Here is an 18245-nt window from a genome sequence, read left to right on the forward strand (position 1 = left end):
GAACATGAAAGACTATTTTTTTTAAAGTTATTTAAAAACAAATAGTTAATTGGTTTTTGTTGTTTTCTGCCATAGCGTCCGTCTAACTTCTGTCGTGCCCCGAGTCATTGATCGGAGGATTAATCCCGAGCCTCTGACACTTGTTGCCCGGCAGGCCAAACCATACCACATGTGGAACCCGCCCGGATTCACAATCTGGACAAAACCCGGCAAGCATAAGGATAAAACCCAAAAGGTCACGCTTATCCAGCCAGTTAATCCCTATATGAAAAAAAAGGGTTGACGCTACCATATATTGTGTCTAAAAATAGAAACCGTACTACATGTATGGCAAACCATGTAACCCAATCCTAAGCAGACCTAAAGGGTTTTCCCCTTTGCAGATAATCCACGGAAATGGGTGAAGAAGGTTCCCTGACGGGAGCCTGCTCCAATTCCGGTTGAGGGAGAAGAGATGACCAAACTTAAGCTCATGGAAAACAAAGAGCGTCCCGCCTCTGAGGCTGAAACCACTGATATGGCTCTTTTCGTCCGCACCAGCGACGAAGAGATGGATGGGTGGGACCGCGGACGAATTGCCGAAACCCTGGTCCGGGAGACTCTTTTGGATACCGATACCGCAGATGCCATTGCGGCCGAGATCGAGCAGATCATCGGCCAGTCCGGCATCCAGATGGTGACGGCTCCCCTTATCCGTGAGATGGTCAACTCAAAGCTGATCGAGCGCGGTCTGGAGAGTGAGCGTCTGCGCCACACCAGGCTCGGCGTGCCGCTTTATGATGTGGACACCATGATCCGCATGCCCAACAAGGAGAACGCCAACGTTCCCCACGGGCCCGAGGCCACCAACCTCACCTTGGCCGAGTCCATTAAAAAGGAATATGCCCTGATTAATGTCTTCAAGCCCGAAGTGGGCGACGCCCACATGCGCGGGGATATTCACCTACACGATCTGGGCTTTGTAGACCGGCCTTACTGCTCTGGCCAAAGTCTTGAATATATAAAGAAATTTGGCCTCAACCTGCCTAACAGCCTGGCCTTGGCCAAACCGGCCAAGCATCCCGAGGTGCTCTTGGCCCACATGGTCAAGTTTGCCGCGGCGCTTCAGTCCAACTTTGCCGGAGCCATTGGCTGGGATGCGGTGAACCTGTTCTTTGCGCCCTACCTTGAGGGCTTGAGCGACGATGAGATCAAGCAGCTGGCCCAGATCATGATCTTCGAGTTCAGTCAGCAGGCCGTGGCCAGGGGCGGTCAGGCCATTTTCACCGATATAAACCTCTATTGGGAAGTCCCCAAGCACTTTGAAAACGTGCCCGCCATTGGCCCCAACGGAGAATACACCGGCAAGACCTATGCCGAGTATGAGAAAGAGGCCCAGCGCTTTGTATGGAAGCTGTTTGAGGTCTACAAAGAGGGCGACGGCGCGGGCAGGCCTTTCTTCTTCCCCAAACCCCTGGTGCATATAACCGAGAAGTTCTTCCAGACCGAAGGGCACATGGATTTCCTGCACCACATTTGCGACGTGGCCAGTGACAAGGGCAACACCTACTTTGTCTTTGATCGTGGCGAGACCGCCAAGATCAGCGAATGCTGCCGTCTTTCCTTTAAGCTGGAAAAGAGCGACTTGGAAGACGCGGTGACTCCCTGGAAGATGCGTTACAGCGCCTTGCAAAACGTGACCGTGAATCTGCCCAGGGTGGCCTACGAGGCGGCCGGTGATGACACCAGGCTTTTCAAGGTTCTGCGGGACAGGCTGGCCCTGGCCATTGAGGCCCATATCCAGAAAAGGGCCTTTATCCAGGAATTGCTTTCCCACGGCGCTACAGGCCCTCTGGCCCTTCTGGCCATGAAACTCGACGGCCAGGAATACCTGCGCATGCACAGGGTGACCTATTTGGTGGGCATGGTGGGCTTAAACGAGATGATCAAGGAGCATATGGGCCAGGAGCTGCACGAGTCGGAAGACGCCATGCGTTTCGGCCTCAAGGTGATCGCCCATATGAAGCTTCTCTGCGACCATTATTCCAAGCGTCACGGCATGCATTTTGTGCTGGAGCAGACCCCGGCCGAATCAACTGCCTACCGCTTTGCCAAACTGGACCTCAAGACCTTCCCCGAGAAGGCCAAACACAATGTCAAGGGCGACATTTTCAACGGTGAGGTCTACTACACCAACTCCACCCTGTTCAACGTGGGCTCCAACACAAACCCCATAGAGAGGGTCAAGCTGGAGGGACGCTTCCATCCCCTTATCGAGGCCGGTTCCATCACCCATGTCTGGCTTGGGGAACAGTCTCCTTCCAAGGAGTCTCTGGCCAATTTTGTGATCAAGATCTTCAGGGACACCAAAAACGATCAGGTGGCGTTCAGCCCCGAGTTTTCCTGCTGCCGGGCCTGCGGACACAATGAGCGGGGCCTCAAGGAAGTATGCAGCCAGTGCGGTTCCGAGGACCTGGAGCTCATAACCCGTATAACCGGTTATTTCACCAAGATCTCCTCTTGGAACAAGGGCAAACTGGGTGAGCTGAAAGACCGCTACAGAAACGACGGCCTTTTCCAGCCCGCTTCCACGGCCAAGGCCGGTTAAGCATACAAAAGAGGCGGGGAGGATCCTTAGCCCCAAGGGGGAAGGCCTTTGGCGCTTTGAAAAAGCAAATTAATTAATCAGGCCGCTTTGTAAAGACGGCTCAAGGCAAATAAAGAATCAAGAGAGGGTAGTTATGACTCTTTTTACCAAGCCTGCATGCGATAAATGCCACTATATAACCGACAAATTCGATCTCAAGTCCCTGGGCGTCATTGAAGAGGTGCTGGCCCCGGACAATGCGGACGCTCTGGCCACTTTGGCCTGGCATGAGCTGGTGGAGGTGGCGGAAAAGGAACTGCCCATCCTGGTTTTGGATGATGAATCCCATATCACCGGCGCCATTAAGATCAAATCCTATCTCAAGCGGATGGCCAATGCCTGAAACCCGGATTAAATCGCCTTTGAAAAAGGCGGGGAAAAATCATTCCCTGCCCGAGATCAAAGGATTCATAGAGACCAGTTTCCTGGATTGGAAAGGTTTTATATCTTCTGTCCTGTTTTTACCGGGCTGCAACTTCGCGTGCCCGTTTTGCCATAATTTTCAGTTGGTAAGCGACCCCGCCTCTGTGGCCACCCTGCCTGTGGACTGGGTCTTGGAAAGGCTGGGGCCCTTTGCCGGCTGGATTGACGGGGTGGTTATAACCGGCGGGGAGCCCACCTTGCATCCGGGCCTGCCTTTGTTTATCGAGAAGTTCAGGCAGGCGGGCTTTAAAATAAAGCTGGATACCAACGGCACCAATCCGGCCATGGTGAAACAACTGGTGGCCGACAAAATGGTGGATCTGGTGGCCATGGATATAAAGGCCCCCACGGATCAACTTTCCTACCGCAGGGCGGCGGGCAAGGTGGTGGACCTGGAGAAGGTCCTGGAGACCATGGCGTTTTTAAAAAGCGGGGCCTGTGCTCATGAGTTTCGTTCGACCATCTGGCCTGCCTGGCACGGGGTCAAGGAATTGGCTGAGATGGCCGACCAGCTGCAAGGTTGCCAGGCCTGGAGCCTGCAGGCATTGAACCCCGAAACCGCCTGGAATCCCGAGGCGTTGGGCATGGGGAAACCCTATACTGCCGAGCAGATAGCGGATCTGCAAAGAGAGCTGGCCGACCCGGTCTGTAAAAAAGAAATGAAATGACAAAAACAATTCAAAATAAACCGCCAAGGCTGCGGGCCGCTTGTTTGGGGCGGTCCGCGGCCCAGAGCCTCCCCGGCTGGAGATGCCAGTGGCCGGTCTGAGGCTACTGGTTTTTGAGGACGGGGCCGGGATTTGCCTTTATGTGCGCCTGGCCTCCGCTCATCGCATCCTGGTGGATTGCCGTCGCCGTTCTTCTTATCTTTCTTTAAAATTTTTACGTGACTTGGGGGAGTTGGGGCCCTTGACACCTTTAAGTCAGTATTTGCGGCCCTTATGCTGCCCCCCTTGCCTGGATAGCTGGCTCAAGGCGGTTAACCTTTTACGGGGGCTGGTTTTCCGTCCCGGCGGCTCCTGGATAATCTGGCAGCCCATGCCTTCGTCGGGTCCGGGTTTTCGTTTAAAGGCCAAGGTCTATTCCAGAACCAGGATGCCCGATCCCAGGGGAATCGGCGAGTTGCCGCCTTTGCTGGTTTTGGGCCTCAATGCGGCTCAGATCCGGGATTTGGGCGGCCCTCCCGGGGCCTGGGCGGCCAACTCCTCGTTGGCCCTTAAGTTTTGCCGGTCCGGTGAGGAAGGATTGTTGCTCGGCGGGGATTTGAGGCCTACGGCCTGGCAAACCCTCTTGACTGATCGGGAAATAAAGGGGCTTTTGGCTGGAACTTCATTTTTTGCCGCAGGCTGCCCTGAAAGGGGTTACGACCTGGCCCGCAGTTTGAAAATGGCGGCCTTGCCCTGGCTGGTCCTGGGGTCATTGGGCCAGAAGGCTTCCTGGCTCAGCCCGGGGCAGTGCCGGTCCTGTTTTGAAACCCCGAAGGTGGGAGCCATGGTAATAGATGTTGACGATGCCGGAGAGCTGGATGTGCAGGCCTGGCCCTGGGAAGAAAACCATCTGGTTTACAAAGGACTGGCCAGGCCTCTCGAAGACCCTGCTCTGCCTGCGCCCTGGCCGGTCTTGAAGGCCCTGGGCAATATAACCGGGACCTCTTTCAGCTGGGCCTGATACGGTTTCCCCCGGATTTGTTTTCTACTTCACCAGTCTTGCTGAAACTCTAATTTTTCCAGTAGATAGAGCAGCTCACCGGCATTTGCGAGAACATGGTCGGCCCCGGATTGCTCAAGTTCGGCCAAGCTTATGCGCCCTGTGGCCACGCCGACCGATCCGGCGTGGGCGGCTTGAGCGGATTTGATATCCATTGGGTGGTCGCCGATGACCAGGGTTTGGTCTGTTTTAAGTCCCAGCTCCTTGGCCGCCTGTTCTATGTGGCCGGGATGGGGCTTGGTCCGAATGGCCAGGTCCCTGGGGATGAATGAATCACAATGGCTTTTTATTTCAGGGAAAACAGTGCGAATGGCTGCATCGCAGTTTCTGGAGACTATGGCCAGTCCAAGGCTTTTCCGCCTGAGCCTGGCAAGAAGGTCAAGGGTGAAGGGAAAGAGAGCCCCTTTTTCAGCCGCCCGGATTTCTGCTGCCTGGATAATATCCAACGCCTTGTTTTTAAATCCATTCCCCAAAGAGCTGGAGACGATTTGCACCGCTTCCAAAAGGTAGCCATCAGGCCAGGGGTCCACATACCCCATCTGCGCCGCCGTTTGCCTCACCCGCTCGCTGATAACGCTGAAATCGATATTCAGTTCAGCCAGGGTGCCGTCGAAATCGAAAATAAGACCTTTAATATACATGTTTGCTGTTTATCGCTTTTTTCTATTTTTGTCAGGCTGTTGCCATGAGATTGGCAAGGAAGCGCCCGCCTGCCGTCTCATGGGAACTTGCAAATTAACAGTCATAACTATATCATCCGGGCACTATGTTTAAACACGGGTTTGAAAGAATTGACTGGGGATTGCTTGATTATAAGGAAACTCTGGGGCGCATGCTGGCCAGGCATGGCGCAAGGGTCGAGCAAAAAGTTTGTGATGCTTTGATCTGTGTTGAACATCCCAAGGTCTTCACCTTGGGGAAAAAGGGGGGACGAGAAAATGTCCTCCTGACGGATGATCAACTGAGGGAGCGGGGATATTCCCTGCACCAGGTTGACAGAGCGGGAAATGTGACTTTTCATGGCCCGGGCCAGGCAGTCATATACCTGGTGGTGGGACTTAAAGAAAGGCGGATGAGTGTTAAGGCGCTGGTAAAGGCGGTGGAGGACAGTCTTTGCCAGGTATGCGCCCATTATGGAATCAACGCAAAAGGAAACCCTGAAAAACCCGGCGCATGGGTTGGTGACAGTAAAATTGGGGCCATAGGCATGGCCATACCAAAAAAAGTTACAACCCACGGGCTTGCGTTTAATGCTAATATCGATCTGTCGGACTTCGATTTGATCAGGCCCTGCGGCCTGGACGCAAGGACTACAAGCGTAGCGGAACAATTGGGTAAAACAATTGATTTGGGCAATTGTTTTGACCTGTTATATGATTCACTAGCTGAAAATCTGCATCAGGCGGAAGATACTATCTCCCATGTGCCTTTAGAAAAATAATTGACTTAATTTTTTTCGAATGGCAGGGTGTGGTTGGCGGCTTGTGAAATTGTCTAATTAATTTCCGGGTTGTATCAGTGAATTCGTTCATGATATGAATTCACATCTCAGGAGGCTTTTTCCCTTTGAGGGGTATTTACGGGACAAAAGCCTGTTGTATTTCATAACACCTGACCCATCGGGAGGTAGCGATGAGGAAAACGAGGTTAGCGGTAATAGCCATGTTGCTTGCCGCATTCATTTTGGTGCCAGCTGCGGGTGCTTTAGCCGCCGACACAGCTTCGGAATCTGCCACTCTGGTCACCGACCAGATGCCTGGCAAGATCAAGGCAGCAATTGAGAAAAGCCTTGGGGATGAGAAGCTGGCCGCCAAGACCAAGGCGGTGATCGACCCTAAAAAAGAAGCCGGTTATCTGGGAATCCCCGGGGCTCCTTCACCGACATGGTGGTATGGTCTTCTGTGGGCGATCTGGGTCGGCTGGATCTTCTCCACGGTCGGCGCTTTCGGCGGAATCATGGCTGGTGTGGGACACATCACCATCTTCGGGCTGGCTGATTATGCCAAGGAATTCGGCAAGGGGCACCCGGTCAACAAGGCCATCACAGACTCCATCCGCGTGTCAAACCAGTGGTTGGTTGGTCTTTCCGGCCTGATTTCAAGTATTAACTACTACAAGATGGGCCGTTTGGTGCTGCCTTTGGGCGCCTGCCTGGCCATCGGTGGTGTGGGTGGATCCTGGATGGTGCCTGAACTCACCGCCGGTAAGATCTCCCTGAAGGCCTACATCGGCTACTTCGGCATCATCGTCTTCATCCTTGGTGGTTTCTTGATTTACGAGATGAGCCCCAAGGGTCAGGCCGGTAAAAAAGCTGCCAAGGCTGCCGCCGCGGCCTTTGAAAAAGCCACCAAAGAGGGCAACGCCGCTGAGCAGGGCGTCAAGATCGTGGAAGGCAACCAGACCTTCATGTGGATCGCCCTGGTTCTGGTCGTGGCCAGCGCCTTGTGGTTCAACCTGATCAAAACACCCATGTGGGTCGCCTACATACTGGCCATCGCCGGTTGGTCCATGACCTTCTTGATGGGCACTATTCGCTTCACCTTCTTTGGTGTCGAGTTTAAGTTCAAGGCCTTCATCCCGATGATCGGCGGTCTGTTCATTGCGGCCATCGCCTCCTTCCTGGGTATCGGCGGCGGCTTCTTGTTCGTGCCTTTCCTGACCTCCGTGGCCGGTCTGCCCATGTTCCTGGTGGCCGGCACCTCTGCGCTTTGCGTGTTGGTCGGTATGATCGTCTCCATCTTCTCCTACATGGTCGGCAAGGGCGTCGTCGTGCAGTGGAGCCTGGTGGGCGCAGAGCTGATCGGTATCTTCATCGGTTCCATGATCGGTCCCCGCACCTCCAAGTTCATCCCCGACAAATGGCTGAAGATCATCTTTATCGTCTTGGCCTTCTACGTCGGTATCCGCTACACCTCCAAGGGCTTCCTGGGCTACAGCCTTGTGCCCCCATTCTAGGGAGTTGAGCGCTCGGGGTGCAATTTGACCCTGAGACCGGTATAAAAGCGGAGAGTGGCTTTTAGCAGGCCACTCTCCGCTTATTTTTTTGTGGTTGTTTTTTATCACCAAAGGTTGCCTTTTGATTTGGGCGGCCGGCATGGCAAAGAGATATCATGGACCCTGTTCTTTGGCTGATGCGTTGGGCTGATCCGGTTCTTATTGCTCCTTACAGATGGTTTGATGATCCCGCCTGGGCGCTTTGGACAGGCACCGCCATTCTGACGGTTTGGTGCACCTTGATAGGTGAGCTGACTATGGGGGTGGCGTTGCGCCTCAACTGGAAATTTGTGCGCAAGAGAACCAGCGAGATGGTCAGGAGGCACAACCAGTCGGTGAATGCCTTAAGGGCGGGCGATAAAGAGCTCTACTCGGGTTTTAACAAACTGGCCAATGAGGCCTTTGGCAAAAGTTTTTTTCAGAACCTGGCCATGGGCATGGGTTCGCTCTGGCCTATATTCTTTGCGGCGGCCTGGCTGCAAGAGCGTTTTCTGGATGTGGAGTTTCCGGTGCCCGGCACTCCCTGGTACATGCCCTGGACCGGGGCTTTTGCCATGCTCTATATTCTTATCCGTATAACTTTCGCCAAATACCTTAAAAAAAGGTTGCCCTTTTTTAAACAGACCTACCGGCTTACCAAGCTTATGGCTCCCAAAAGGCGCATGGATCTTTTGCGCCCTGAAAAATTAAGGGAAAAAAATCCGGAGCCAGGCCTGAAATCCGAAGAAAAAAAGATGACAAAAGAAACTTCCAGGTAAGGTAGGGCTTGACGCCTGACAGGGGCCTTGTTAAAGTCCTACATGTGTGAATATACGCGCAGTGGCCGACAGGTTGGGGAACCGGTCGGCGGACATACAGCGCAGATATCACACAACCGCTGTGCCGGTCGGGAAACGGGGCGCGCCTGTCCGACTCGGTGAGCGAGGTGAAAAGGCATGGGGATGTCTTTTCACATTTTTAGAAAGGGAAAAAGGAGAAAAGGTAATGAAGAAATTTTTTGTCCTGATGCTGGCCTTGGCCGCATTGGTCGCCATGAGCGTTCCCGCCATGGCCGCCGAAGCCCCGGCCCCCAGCATCGTACTCGGCGCCCGTGTTAACCAGACTCTCGGTTACCAGGGCAAGAGCGAAGAGCTCACCAAAAACGGTAAAGACGATATTACCGGTTCCTTCACCGATCTGGTGGGGAACAGCTACTTCCGCGCTAAATTCACCAGCGCCGACAAAAAAGTCGGTGTGATGACCGAAATCGGCCTGAAATCCTCTGTTGGCCTGCGTCATGCTTACGGCTGGTACAAGATCGGCAACTGCAAGCTTCTGGCTGGTCAGACCGACAACTGGATTGGTGCTCCCTACTGGGGCGTTCACAAATTGAACGCCGCTCCCGGCGATGACTTGCTGGGTTGGGGTAAAATGTGGGCCCCCCGTCGTCCTCAGGTCCAGTTGACCTGGGAGTCCGGTTCCTACGGCGTACAGGTAGCCCTGGAACAGGCCGAAAGTGTGGACGCCGGTTCTTTTGTGGATGTGTACAACACCATCCCCCGCGCCACCGTGGCTTTCCAGTATAAATCCGATGTGTTCTCCACCACTCCCGGCTTCAACTTCGTGCAGTACAACATGGAGGGCTTGAGTGGCGGTGCTGATGACAGCTTCAACGTGTGGGCTTTCATCCTGCCCGTGAAGATCCAGGCCGGCGCTTTCAGACTGTTGGCTGAAGGTCACTACGGCGTGAACGTGGACTTCGGTTACTCCGGATATCCCAGCATGGCCCGCATGGTCATGAAGGCTAACGGCGATTACGAAGACACCACCAACTACGGCGGCTTCCTTGAGGCCTCCTACAAGATCAACGCCCTGCGCGTTGCCTTTGGTTTCGGTTACGAGTACTTCAGCAACGACGAGTGGAAAGACACCTTGGGCTGCAAGGAAGACAACTTCTCCCGTCAGCTGTTCTACGTGTCCTTACCTTACAAGGTGCATCGTAACTTCATCGTTTACCCTGAGTTCAACTACCTGAACCATGGCGACAATCCTTCGACTGGTGATGATCAGGGTAACGAGTGGGTGATCGGTGTGCTGTTCCGCTTCATCTTCTAGTAAGCGGACAAGCAGACTTTAGCATCTGCTTCTAAAGGCGCCCCAATAGGGAGCCGGGTTTAAGAACCCGGCTCCCCTTTTTTTGTGCCGATTAAAGGTATTATGCTTGCGAAAACAAAAAATATGATCCCTGCTTTTAGGCTAAGTAACCCATGACTTATAAGTTTTCCCTTGGGAAAACCTTACAGCCTCATTAGACAATAAACCTTGACCTGTTGCTTAAAGTTCCCCTTGGTTGCGGGGCCAGTAGTAAGTAAAAAATTTCTGGATTTATATTTTATTAGTTAATATGGGTGATTTCGCTCACTAGACTGTAAAAATGGGCTGAGAAAAATTAGTGTGCATTTAACAAAATTCTCTAAGTTAAACCGAGAGGATGCTCCTTAACGGTTAGAGTTGAATAAATTTTTTGCCCAAACGGCAGGTTAAGATTGGTTTGTTGCCCTTCCATATAAAGATCATGTTAATTACATATTACGAAAGAGTACTTTTTGTAAGGCTATATAAGCTTAGCTAATAGTGATAACTATGTATAATTACAAGAAATATATTTGATTGCTCAGCTGAAAAGTATTTAGGAAAAAATTTATAATCTACTAGTTCGACCGTTAATATGGTTTAAATGGTATTTTAAATGCAGCTATAAAGTGATGAGTAGTTAGCTATAGGCAAAAGTTAAACAAAAAAACCTGCTAACTATTAATTTGAATATCGGGTAAATTAATAGATATTTATTTGCCAATCTTTTTCCGTAATGAAAATAACTATTATAAGCCAAAGAAATAAGCAAATTTTTATTTTGAAAAATAGTTAGACTTTAGAATATAGAAATTACTAGCAAGTTAGTTCTTTAAAAGGAGCTTTATTTTTTAGTTGCAAAGGTTGACGTTTCATCAATCGCCATGCTATACGTGTCGTCTAATAAGGTGCTTTTGTAAATACAAGCATTAATTTTCCATCGACAGGGCGGGGTTCCGGGTGTTCCCTCAACAACTGGTGGAGTCTCTTGAAGAAGTATTCGATCTTAGAGTGCTCCGGGGTTATCAAAAAGGAGCGTATGGTCTGAGTTGCTTCTTTAACATCATGAATAAGGGGAGAATTAGGGAAATGAAAAAATTCTTTGTGTCGGCGCTCGCCTTGGCCGCTTTGGTCGCCATGAGCGCCCCCGTAATGGCCGCTGAGGCCCCCGCCCCCAGCATCGTGCTGGGCGCCCGTGTAAACCAGACCTTTGGTTACCAGAATAAGAGCAAAGAGCTCACCACCAATGAGCAGGACAACATCACCAAGTCCTTCGTGGACCTGCAGGGCAACAGCTACTTCCGCGCCAAATTCACCAGCGCTGACAAAAAAGTGGGTGTGCACACCGAGATCGGTCTGAAATCCACCGTCGGTATGCGTCACGTGTACGGCTGGTACAAAATGGGCAACTGCAAGTTCTTGGCTGGTAACACCGATAACTGGGCCGGTGCTCCTTACTGGAACTACCACAAAGCCAGCGCCGCTCCCGGCGGAGACCTGCTGGGCTGGGGTAAATTGTGGGCCCCCCGTCGTCCCCAGGTGCAGATGACCTGGAGCTCCGGCAACTTCGGCCTGCAGTTCGCTTTGGAAAAAGCCGCTCACGTGACCTTTGTCGGCACCGACGTCTACAACAAGATCCCCCGCGCCACCTTGGGCTTCCAGTTCAAGACCGCCAGCTTCTCCACCACCCCGTCCCTCAACTTTGCTCGTTACGACTGGGAAGGCGGCCCGGCTGGTACAGATGAGAACGTAGAAGCCTGGGCCTTTATCCTGCCCGTGCAGGTTAACGCCGGCGCCTTCAAAGTCATCGCCGAGCTGCACTATGCCAGCAACCCGGCCATCGGCTGGTCCGGTTACGACGGCACCCTGGGTCCCCTGCTGAAGCACGATGGTTCCTTCGAAGCTACCACCAACTACGGTGGTTATGTCGACGCCTCTTACAAGGTCGGCGCCCTGCGCATCGCCTTGGGCTTCGGCTATGAGCACTTCACCAACGACGCTTGGAAAGACTACGGCTTCAAGGATGATAGCTTCAGCCGTCAGCTCTTCTACCTGTCCTTGCCCTACACAGTGCACAAAAACTTCATCATGTATCCTGAGTTCAACTACCTGAACCATGGCGACTACCCTTCGACCGGTGATGATCAGGGTAATGAGTGGGTGATCGGTGTGCTGTTCCGCTTCATCTTCTAGTAAGCGGACAAGCAGACTTTAGCATCTGCTTCTAGAGGCGCCCCAATAGGGAGCCGGGTTCTTAACCCGGCTCCCTATTTTTGTGCTGACTAAAGGTATGATACTTGTGAAAACAAAAAATATGGTCCGTGCTTTTTGCTTAAGTAGCCCTTAATTTATAAGTTTTTCCCTTGGGAAAACCTTACAGCGTCATTAGACAATAAACAGCGACCTGTTGTTTACAATTCCCCTTGGTTGCGGGACCAGCAATAAGTAGAAAGTTTCTAGATTTATATTTTATTAGTTAATATGAGTGGTTTCGTTCAATAGATTGTAAAAATGGGCTCAGAATAATTGGTATGCATTTAACAAAATTTTCTGAGTTAAACCGAGAGGATGCTCCCTACCGGTTAGAGTTGCATAAATTTTTTTCCAAACGGCAGGTTAAGATTGGTTTGCCACTCTTCCCCGCAAAGACAATGTTTATTACATCTTAAGATCGAGTCCTTTAAAAGGGGAAAGATAAGGTCAGTTAATTTCACTAACTATTTATAATTAAATAGAATTTCGTTATCTATTTTCTGAAAATATTTAGAAGCTGAAATATAATCTACTAATCCGACTGCTTATAAGATTTATGTTGTTTGTTGAGTATGGCTATAAAGTGAGGAATAAATAGCTATACACTGGAAGTTAAAGAAGTGAAGTGGCTGCTTACTAATTTGAACAACAGGTAAGCTAATAGATATTAATTTACCTGTTATTTTTTTGTGTAATAAAAAAAAGATTATAAGCCAAAGAAATAAGCAAATTTTTATTTTGAAGAATAGTTAGACTTAAAGGAAAAAGTAATTACTAGTAAGTTAGTCGTTCAAGAGGGGATTATATTTTTTAAGTGTAAAGGTTGACGTTTTGTCAATCGCCATGCTATACATATCACCTGATGATGTACTTTTGTAACTACAATCATTAATTTTCCACCGACAGGGCGGGGTTCTGGGTGCTCCCTCAACAACTGGTGGAGTCTCTTGAAGAAGTATTCGATTTTAGTGCTCCGGGGTTATCAAAAAGGAGCATATGGTCTGAGTTGCTTCTTTAACATCATGAATAAGGGGAGAATTAGGGAAATGAAAAAATTCTTTGTGTTGGCGCTCGCCTTGGCCGCTTTGGTCGCCATGAGCGCCCCCGTAATGGCCGCTGAGGCCCCCGCCCCCAGCATCGTGCTGGGCGCCCGTGTAAACCAGACCTTTGGTTACCAGAATAAGAGCAAAGAGCTCACCACCAATGGTCAGGACGACATCACCAAGTCCTTCGTGGACCTGCAGGGCAACAGCTACTTCCGCGCCAAATTCACCAGCGCTGACAAAAAAGTGGGTGTGCACACCGAAATCGGTCTGAAATCCACCGTCGGTATGCGTCACGTGTACGGCTGGTACAAAATGGGCAACTGCAAGTTCTTGGCTGGTAACACCGACAACTGGGCCGGTGCTCCTTACTGGAACTACCACAAAGCCAACGCCGCTCCCGGTGGAGATCTGCTTGGCTGGGGTAAAATGTGGGCCCCCCGTCGTCCCCAGGTGCAGTTGACCTGGAGCTCCGGCAACTTCGGCCTGCAGTTCGCTTTGGAAAAAGCCGCTGAAGTAGACGTGCCCTTCGCCGACGTCTACAACAAGATCCCCCGCGCCACCTTGGGCTTCCAGTTCAAGACCGCCAGTTTCTCCACCACTCCGTCCGTCAACTTTGCTCGTTACGACTGGGAAGGCGGCCCGATTGGTATAGATGAGAACGTCGAAGCCTGGGCCTTTATCCTGCCCGTGCAGGTTAACGCCGGCGCCTTCAAAGTCATCGCCGAGCTGCACTATGCCAGCAACCCGGGCGTGGGCTGGTCCGGTTACTCTGCTGACCTGGGTCCCCAGCTGAAGGACGATGGTTCCTTCGAAGCTACCACCAACTACGGTGGTTATGTCGACGCCTCTTACAAGGTCGGCGCCCTGCGCATCGCCTTGGGCTTCGGCTATGAGCACTTCGCCAACGACGCTTGGAAAGACTACGGCTTCAAGGAAGACAGCTTCAGCCGTCAGCTTTTCTACCTGTCCTTGCCCTACACAGTGCACAAAAACTTCATCATGTATCCTGAGTTCAACTACTTGAACCATGGCGACAGCCCCGTCGACGGCGACGATCAGGGCAACGAATGGGTGCTGGGCATCCTGTTCCGCTTCATTTTCTAAGAAGCGTCGCTTAGATACATAAAAGCACCCAATAGGGGTCAGAGCCTAGCTCTGACCCCTATTTTTATGTTGGTTTTGTTTTTATGTCATATTTTGTCTTTTGTAATCTTTAATGTATAGAATCAAAAATGAAATAATTAGCTTTAATGAATGATTGATTTGACATCCTTATGCTTCATGATTGAACTGATAATTAAGATGGAATAATTAGAAGAAGCAAATGTTAATGTTTAAGCGAAGCTGATCATAAAAATTTTAATTAAAGACTTAATTTATTAATATTACATTTAAATTGTAAAAATCCTTTTTGTAAAATGTAAACTTAAAATTATACAAAACGTCAAATTCTGTCTTCTTTTATGGTTTAAAATCAATTATTGACAAAATTGAATCTATAAATTAACTAGTTTGATTAATTAGAGCCGTTTAGTTGGGATGGTTCTGGGTGCTCCATCAAAAAAGATCAAATTTGATTTGAGGCGGTTTTTAGGAAACGATTCGGCTGAGACTCATTTCTTGAGCCTATTCAATCAGGGGGAGGAAAAGGTATGGAAAAAAATTATTACGGAGTTGGCTTTAGCTGCCTTATTGGCCATGAGGGCGCCTGTTTTGGCTGCTGAAGCTCTTGCGCCCAGTGTTATACTCGGTGCTCGCGTCAACCAGACCATTGGTTGGCAGAATGAAAGCCATGAACTTACCAACAATGGTCAGGATGATGCGACCAAGTCCTTTGTTGACCTGCCCGGAAACAGCTATTTCCGGGGGAAATTCACCAGCGCAGATAAAAAAGTCGGTGTGCATGTTGGGATCGACCTGAAATCCAATGTTGCTAGGCGTCCTGTGTACGGTTGGTACAAGGTTGGCAATTGCAAACTGTTGGCCGGTAATACGGACAACTGGCATGGTGCTCCCTACTGGAACTATCAGAAATTAAATGCAGCTCCTGGAGGAGGCTTGTTAGGCTGGGTTAAACTGTGGCCCCACGTCGCCCCAGGTTCAGCTGACCTGTAGCTCCGACAATTTCGGTGTGCAGGTTGCCCTGGAAAAAGCCGCTGCCGTGAATACGGTTTACTGGGCTTTCCGGTTTCTGCATTATTTTGAATATCCCGCCAATATGACCTTTGCCGGTGCAGGCGTGGATGTGTTCCAGACTGTGCCCAGGTTGTCTCTTTCCTTGCAGTATAAAACGGGCGATTTTTCCACCACACCTTCTTTCGGTTATGCCAAATACGATACCGAAGGTGTACCGAGTTTTATTGAGGACAGTTTTGAAGCCTGGGCTTTTATTCTACCTGTAAAGATCGTGGCTGAAGCCTTTACAGTTCAGGGTGAAGTACACTACGCCATGAACCCTGGTGTGGGCTATTCAGGTTATCCGGAAAAAAGTGGTTTGTGCCTATTTAGCTTTAAATCCTTCTCTGAATATGAAGACACCACCAACTGGGGTGGTTATATAGATGCTTCTTATAGCTTTGGCGCCCTGCGTGTGGCCGTTGGTTTCGGGTATGAATATTTTGAAAACGACGCGTTGAAAGACCCCTGGGGCTGCAAGGAAGACAACTTCAACAGGAAGCTGTTCTATATTGTCTTACCATACAAGATGCATATGAATTTGGCCCTGTACCCTGAATTCAACTACCTGGATCATGGTGAGATTACCATCAACGTTGAAGACCAGGGTAACGAATGGGTGCTGGACATCCTGTTTAGATTTGTCTTCTAATTTATCAGATATATAAAAAGCACCCAAAAGGGGCCGGGTTACTCCGGCCCCTTAGCTTGCTGACAAAGTCCTCCTGGACTTTGTCAGATGCCAGTTGGCAAAAACGTGGTTTTGCCAACTGGCTCGAATTACGCGCCTTATGAAAGGCTCGCAATTCGGCGGGCCGTCCATGGCCCGCGTTCAGGCTGTTTGTCAACAGCCTGAGGGGCCGGGTTACTCCGGCCCCTTTACTATTTTCATCGTGGTTGGATCGCTTATCTGCTGAGTGTGGCTCTTTTAAAGCCCCCTTTCACATTTGTTGAAAAGAATCTAATTGCTCCTCTCTGTTTGATAATTTGGTTTGAGAACTCTATCTGGATAATTCTCCCAACTCCATATAGGGGATGGTGAGCTGCCTGGACTTCACTATTTTGAAGATAAAAGCTTTTGAATTGTCAGGAGGGAAAATAATGTTATTTCAATATATTGGCAAGATATTGCCTGAGGAGAGCTCCAAATATGCTTATCTGCCTTGCCTATAAGGTGCTCAGCCGCATTACCTGCTTAATTGTTCAAACCTTTTAACTTCCCGTGCTTATCACATTTAAATAACATGGAAAATTAAAAAAAATCTTTTGAACCATATAATTTAGACTTGCGATCTAGACATTTTTAATGCTAGATTGAATCAATATGTATTCCAGGCTTTCAGGGATAACTGGGAGCGGGGTGCGCCCTGTTATTCAACGAAAGGGCGTCCCTGAGGATTATTTGGGGAAATACATCCTCTTAGGGCGCTATTTAAATGACTGGAAAGGGGTAAAGGAGAGAATAGGGAAATGAAAAAATTATTGGTTTTGACCTTGGCCTTGGCCATGGTCGCTTTTGCCATTCCGGCCATGGCGGCCGAGGCCCCGGGACCCAGCGTTGTGTTGGGCGCCCGTGTTAACCAGACTATTGGCTGGCAGAACGCTACTAAAGAACTGACCGCCAATGGAACTGACGATATTACGAGCTCTTTCGTTGAGCTGCCCGGCAACAGCTATTGGCGCGCAAAATTCACCAGCGCGGATAAAAAAGTCGGTGTCCATGTGGAAATCGGCCTGAAGTCCTCGGTGGGGATGCGTCATGTTTACGGCTGGTACAAAATGGGCAACTGCAAGCTCCTCGCCGGTAACACTGATAACTGGCACGGCGCGGCTTACTGGAACTACCACAAGTTGGACGCAGCGCCCGGCGGCGATGTGCTCGGCTGGGGTAAACTTTGGGCCCCCCGTCGTCCTCAAGTTCAGTTGACTTGGCAATCCGGTAACTTTGGTTTGCAGTTCGCATTGGAGAGCGGCGCCAGTGTGAGCGCCTTGACTAGTGGAGTGGATGTTTACCAGACATTCCCCAGGGCCTCCATTTCGATGCAGTTCAAGACCGGTGGCTTCTCAATGACACCTTCCTTTGGCTACTCCCGCTATGATTTTGAGGGCTATCCCAGCGGCGTCGATGACAGCTTTGCTGCTTGGGCTATCATCCTGCCCGCCAAAATCACTGCCGGCGCCTTTACTGTGATAGGTGAGCTCCACTATTCAGCCAACCCGGGTGTCGGCTATTCCGGCTACCCGAGCATGTCCGGCTATAACGTTTTCAGCTTCAAGGCTAACGGCGACTTTGAAGACACCAATAACTGGGGTGGCTACATCGACGCTTCTTACAAGGTCGGCGCCCTGCGCATCGCCTTTGGCTTTGGCTATGAGTACTTTGAGAACGACGAATGGAAGAAGACCTGGGGATTCCGGGAAGACAACTTCTCCAGGCAGTTGTTCTACATCTCCCTGCCTTACCAGGTTCACAAGAACCTGACTCTGTATCCTGAGTTCAACTACTTGAACCATGGCGACAACCCGGTTTCGGGTGACGATGCGGGTAATGAGTGGGTGCTCGGCATCCTGTTCCGCTTCGTGTTCTAAGGTTAGGGTAAATTAAAGGCACCCCGTAAGGGGCCAGGGCTTAAAGCCCCGGCCCCTTTAATTTTTGTCATTTTCTTTCTTTGCCTGGAATTAATTACATTTGCGCTTGCCTGCTTATGATAAGGCCGGGAAGTAGCCGCAGCCCAAAATGCTAAATTCTTATAATTTTCACAATTCCAACCGCTTGACGAAATACAACTCTATGTCAAATAGGATCGGCCAAGCTCCGTGGGGGCTTTTTCTGCAAGCTGGTTGTTTTACGTCTGTATGAGATTTAAAAGTGCAGCTCTGGGCCGCTTCTGGCCTTCTTGGGGAAAAAA

General features: G+C 50.3%; 14 protein-coding genes. 13 read left to right on the plus strand and 1 reads right to left on the minus strand.

Going from position 1 to position 18245, the window contains the following annotated elements:
• Positions 1-454: 454 nt before the first annotated feature.
• From nrdD to X474_RS00895, 4 genes are all read left to right on the plus strand, one after another.
• Positions 455-2587, plus strand: a complete 2133-nt coding sequence (nrdD, locus tag X474_RS00880; protein WP_044346150.1) for an anaerobic ribonucleoside-triphosphate reductase — start codon at positions 455-457, stop codon at positions 2585-2587.
• A 133-nt stretch (positions 2588-2720) separates the two neighbouring features.
• Positions 2721-2969 (plus strand): hypothetical protein, encoded by a 249-nt coding sequence (locus tag X474_RS26395; RefSeq protein WP_044346151.1) that lies wholly within the window; start codon positions 2721-2723, stop codon positions 2967-2969.
• Positions 2962-3717: an anaerobic ribonucleoside-triphosphate reductase activating protein gene (locus tag X474_RS00890; protein WP_052514716.1), complete on the plus strand. Its 756-nt coding sequence runs from the start codon at positions 2962-2964 to the stop codon at positions 3715-3717. Before X474_RS26395 ends, X474_RS00890 begins: the two co-directional genes overlap by 8 nt.
• An 88-nt stretch (positions 3718-3805) precedes the next feature.
• The gene (locus X474_RS00895; RefSeq protein WP_156360561.1) at positions 3806-4717 is read left to right on the plus strand and encodes a hypothetical protein; all 912 of its coding nucleotides are present in this window, start codon (positions 3806-3808) and stop codon (positions 4715-4717) included.
• A gap of 29 nt (positions 4718-4746) precedes the next feature.
• On the opposite strand, the gene X474_RS00900 is transcribed toward X474_RS00895, so the two are convergent.
• The gene (locus tag X474_RS00900; RefSeq protein ID WP_044346153.1) at positions 4747-5397 is read right to left on the minus strand and encodes an HAD family hydrolase; all 651 of its coding nucleotides are present in this window, start codon (positions 5395-5397) and stop codon (positions 4747-4749) included.
• A gap of 161 nt (positions 5398-5558) precedes the next feature.
• On the opposite strand from X474_RS00900, the gene lipB reads away from it, so the two are divergent.
• From lipB to X474_RS00945, 9 genes are all read left to right on the plus strand, one after another.
• A complete protein-coding gene (gene lipB / locus X474_RS00905) occupies positions 5559-6197 on the plus strand; it encodes a lipoyl(octanoyl) transferase LipB (protein WP_197281910.1) in 639 nt (212 codons plus the stop codon).
• A 221-nt stretch (positions 6198-6418) separates the two neighbouring features.
• The gene (locus tag X474_RS00910) at positions 6419-7711 is read left to right on the plus strand and encodes a sulfite exporter TauE/SafE family protein (RefSeq protein WP_231688272.1); all 1293 of its coding nucleotides are present in this window, start codon (positions 6419-6421) and stop codon (positions 7709-7711) included.
• Positions 7712-7866: 155 nt separating this feature from the next.
• On the plus strand, positions 7867-8508 hold the full coding sequence (locus tag X474_RS00915; RefSeq protein WP_052514720.1) for a hypothetical protein: 642 nt from the start codon (positions 7867-7869) through the stop codon (positions 8506-8508).
• A gap of 226 nt (positions 8509-8734) precedes the next feature.
• Positions 8735-9844 (plus strand): hypothetical protein, encoded by a 1110-nt coding sequence (locus tag X474_RS00920; RefSeq protein ID WP_044346155.1) that lies wholly within the window; start codon positions 8735-8737, stop codon positions 9842-9844.
• Between the two features lie 1107 nt (positions 9845-10951).
• A complete protein-coding gene (locus tag X474_RS00925; RefSeq protein ID WP_044346156.1) occupies positions 10952-12055 on the plus strand; it encodes a hypothetical protein in 1104 nt (367 codons plus the stop codon).
• A 1106-nt stretch (positions 12056-13161) separates the two neighbouring features.
• Complete coding sequence (locus tag X474_RS00930; RefSeq protein ID WP_044346157.1) at positions 13162-14265, plus strand: porin; 1104 nt, start codon at positions 13162-13164, stop codon at positions 14263-14265.
• Positions 14266-14700: 435 nt separating this feature from the next.
• Positions 14701-15276 carry a hypothetical protein gene (locus tag X474_RS00935; RefSeq protein WP_044346158.1) on the plus strand — a complete coding sequence of 192 codons (576 nt, stop codon included), beginning with the start codon at positions 14701-14703 and terminating at the stop codon, positions 15274-15276.
• A 16-nt stretch (positions 15277-15292) separates the two neighbouring features.
• A complete protein-coding gene (locus X474_RS00940; protein WP_044346159.1) occupies positions 15293-15988 on the plus strand; it encodes a hypothetical protein in 696 nt (231 codons plus the stop codon).
• A gap of 818 nt (positions 15989-16806) precedes the next feature.
• Positions 16807-17925, plus strand: a complete 1119-nt coding sequence (locus tag X474_RS00945) for a porin family protein (RefSeq protein ID WP_044346160.1) — start codon at positions 16807-16809, stop codon at positions 17923-17925.
• Positions 17926-18245: the final 320 nt, after the last annotated feature.

The organism is Dethiosulfatarculus sandiegensis (assembly GCF_000931935.2).
Classification (GTDB): domain Bacteria; phylum Desulfobacterota; class Desulfarculia; order Desulfarculales; family Desulfarculaceae; genus Dethiosulfatarculus; species Dethiosulfatarculus sandiegensis.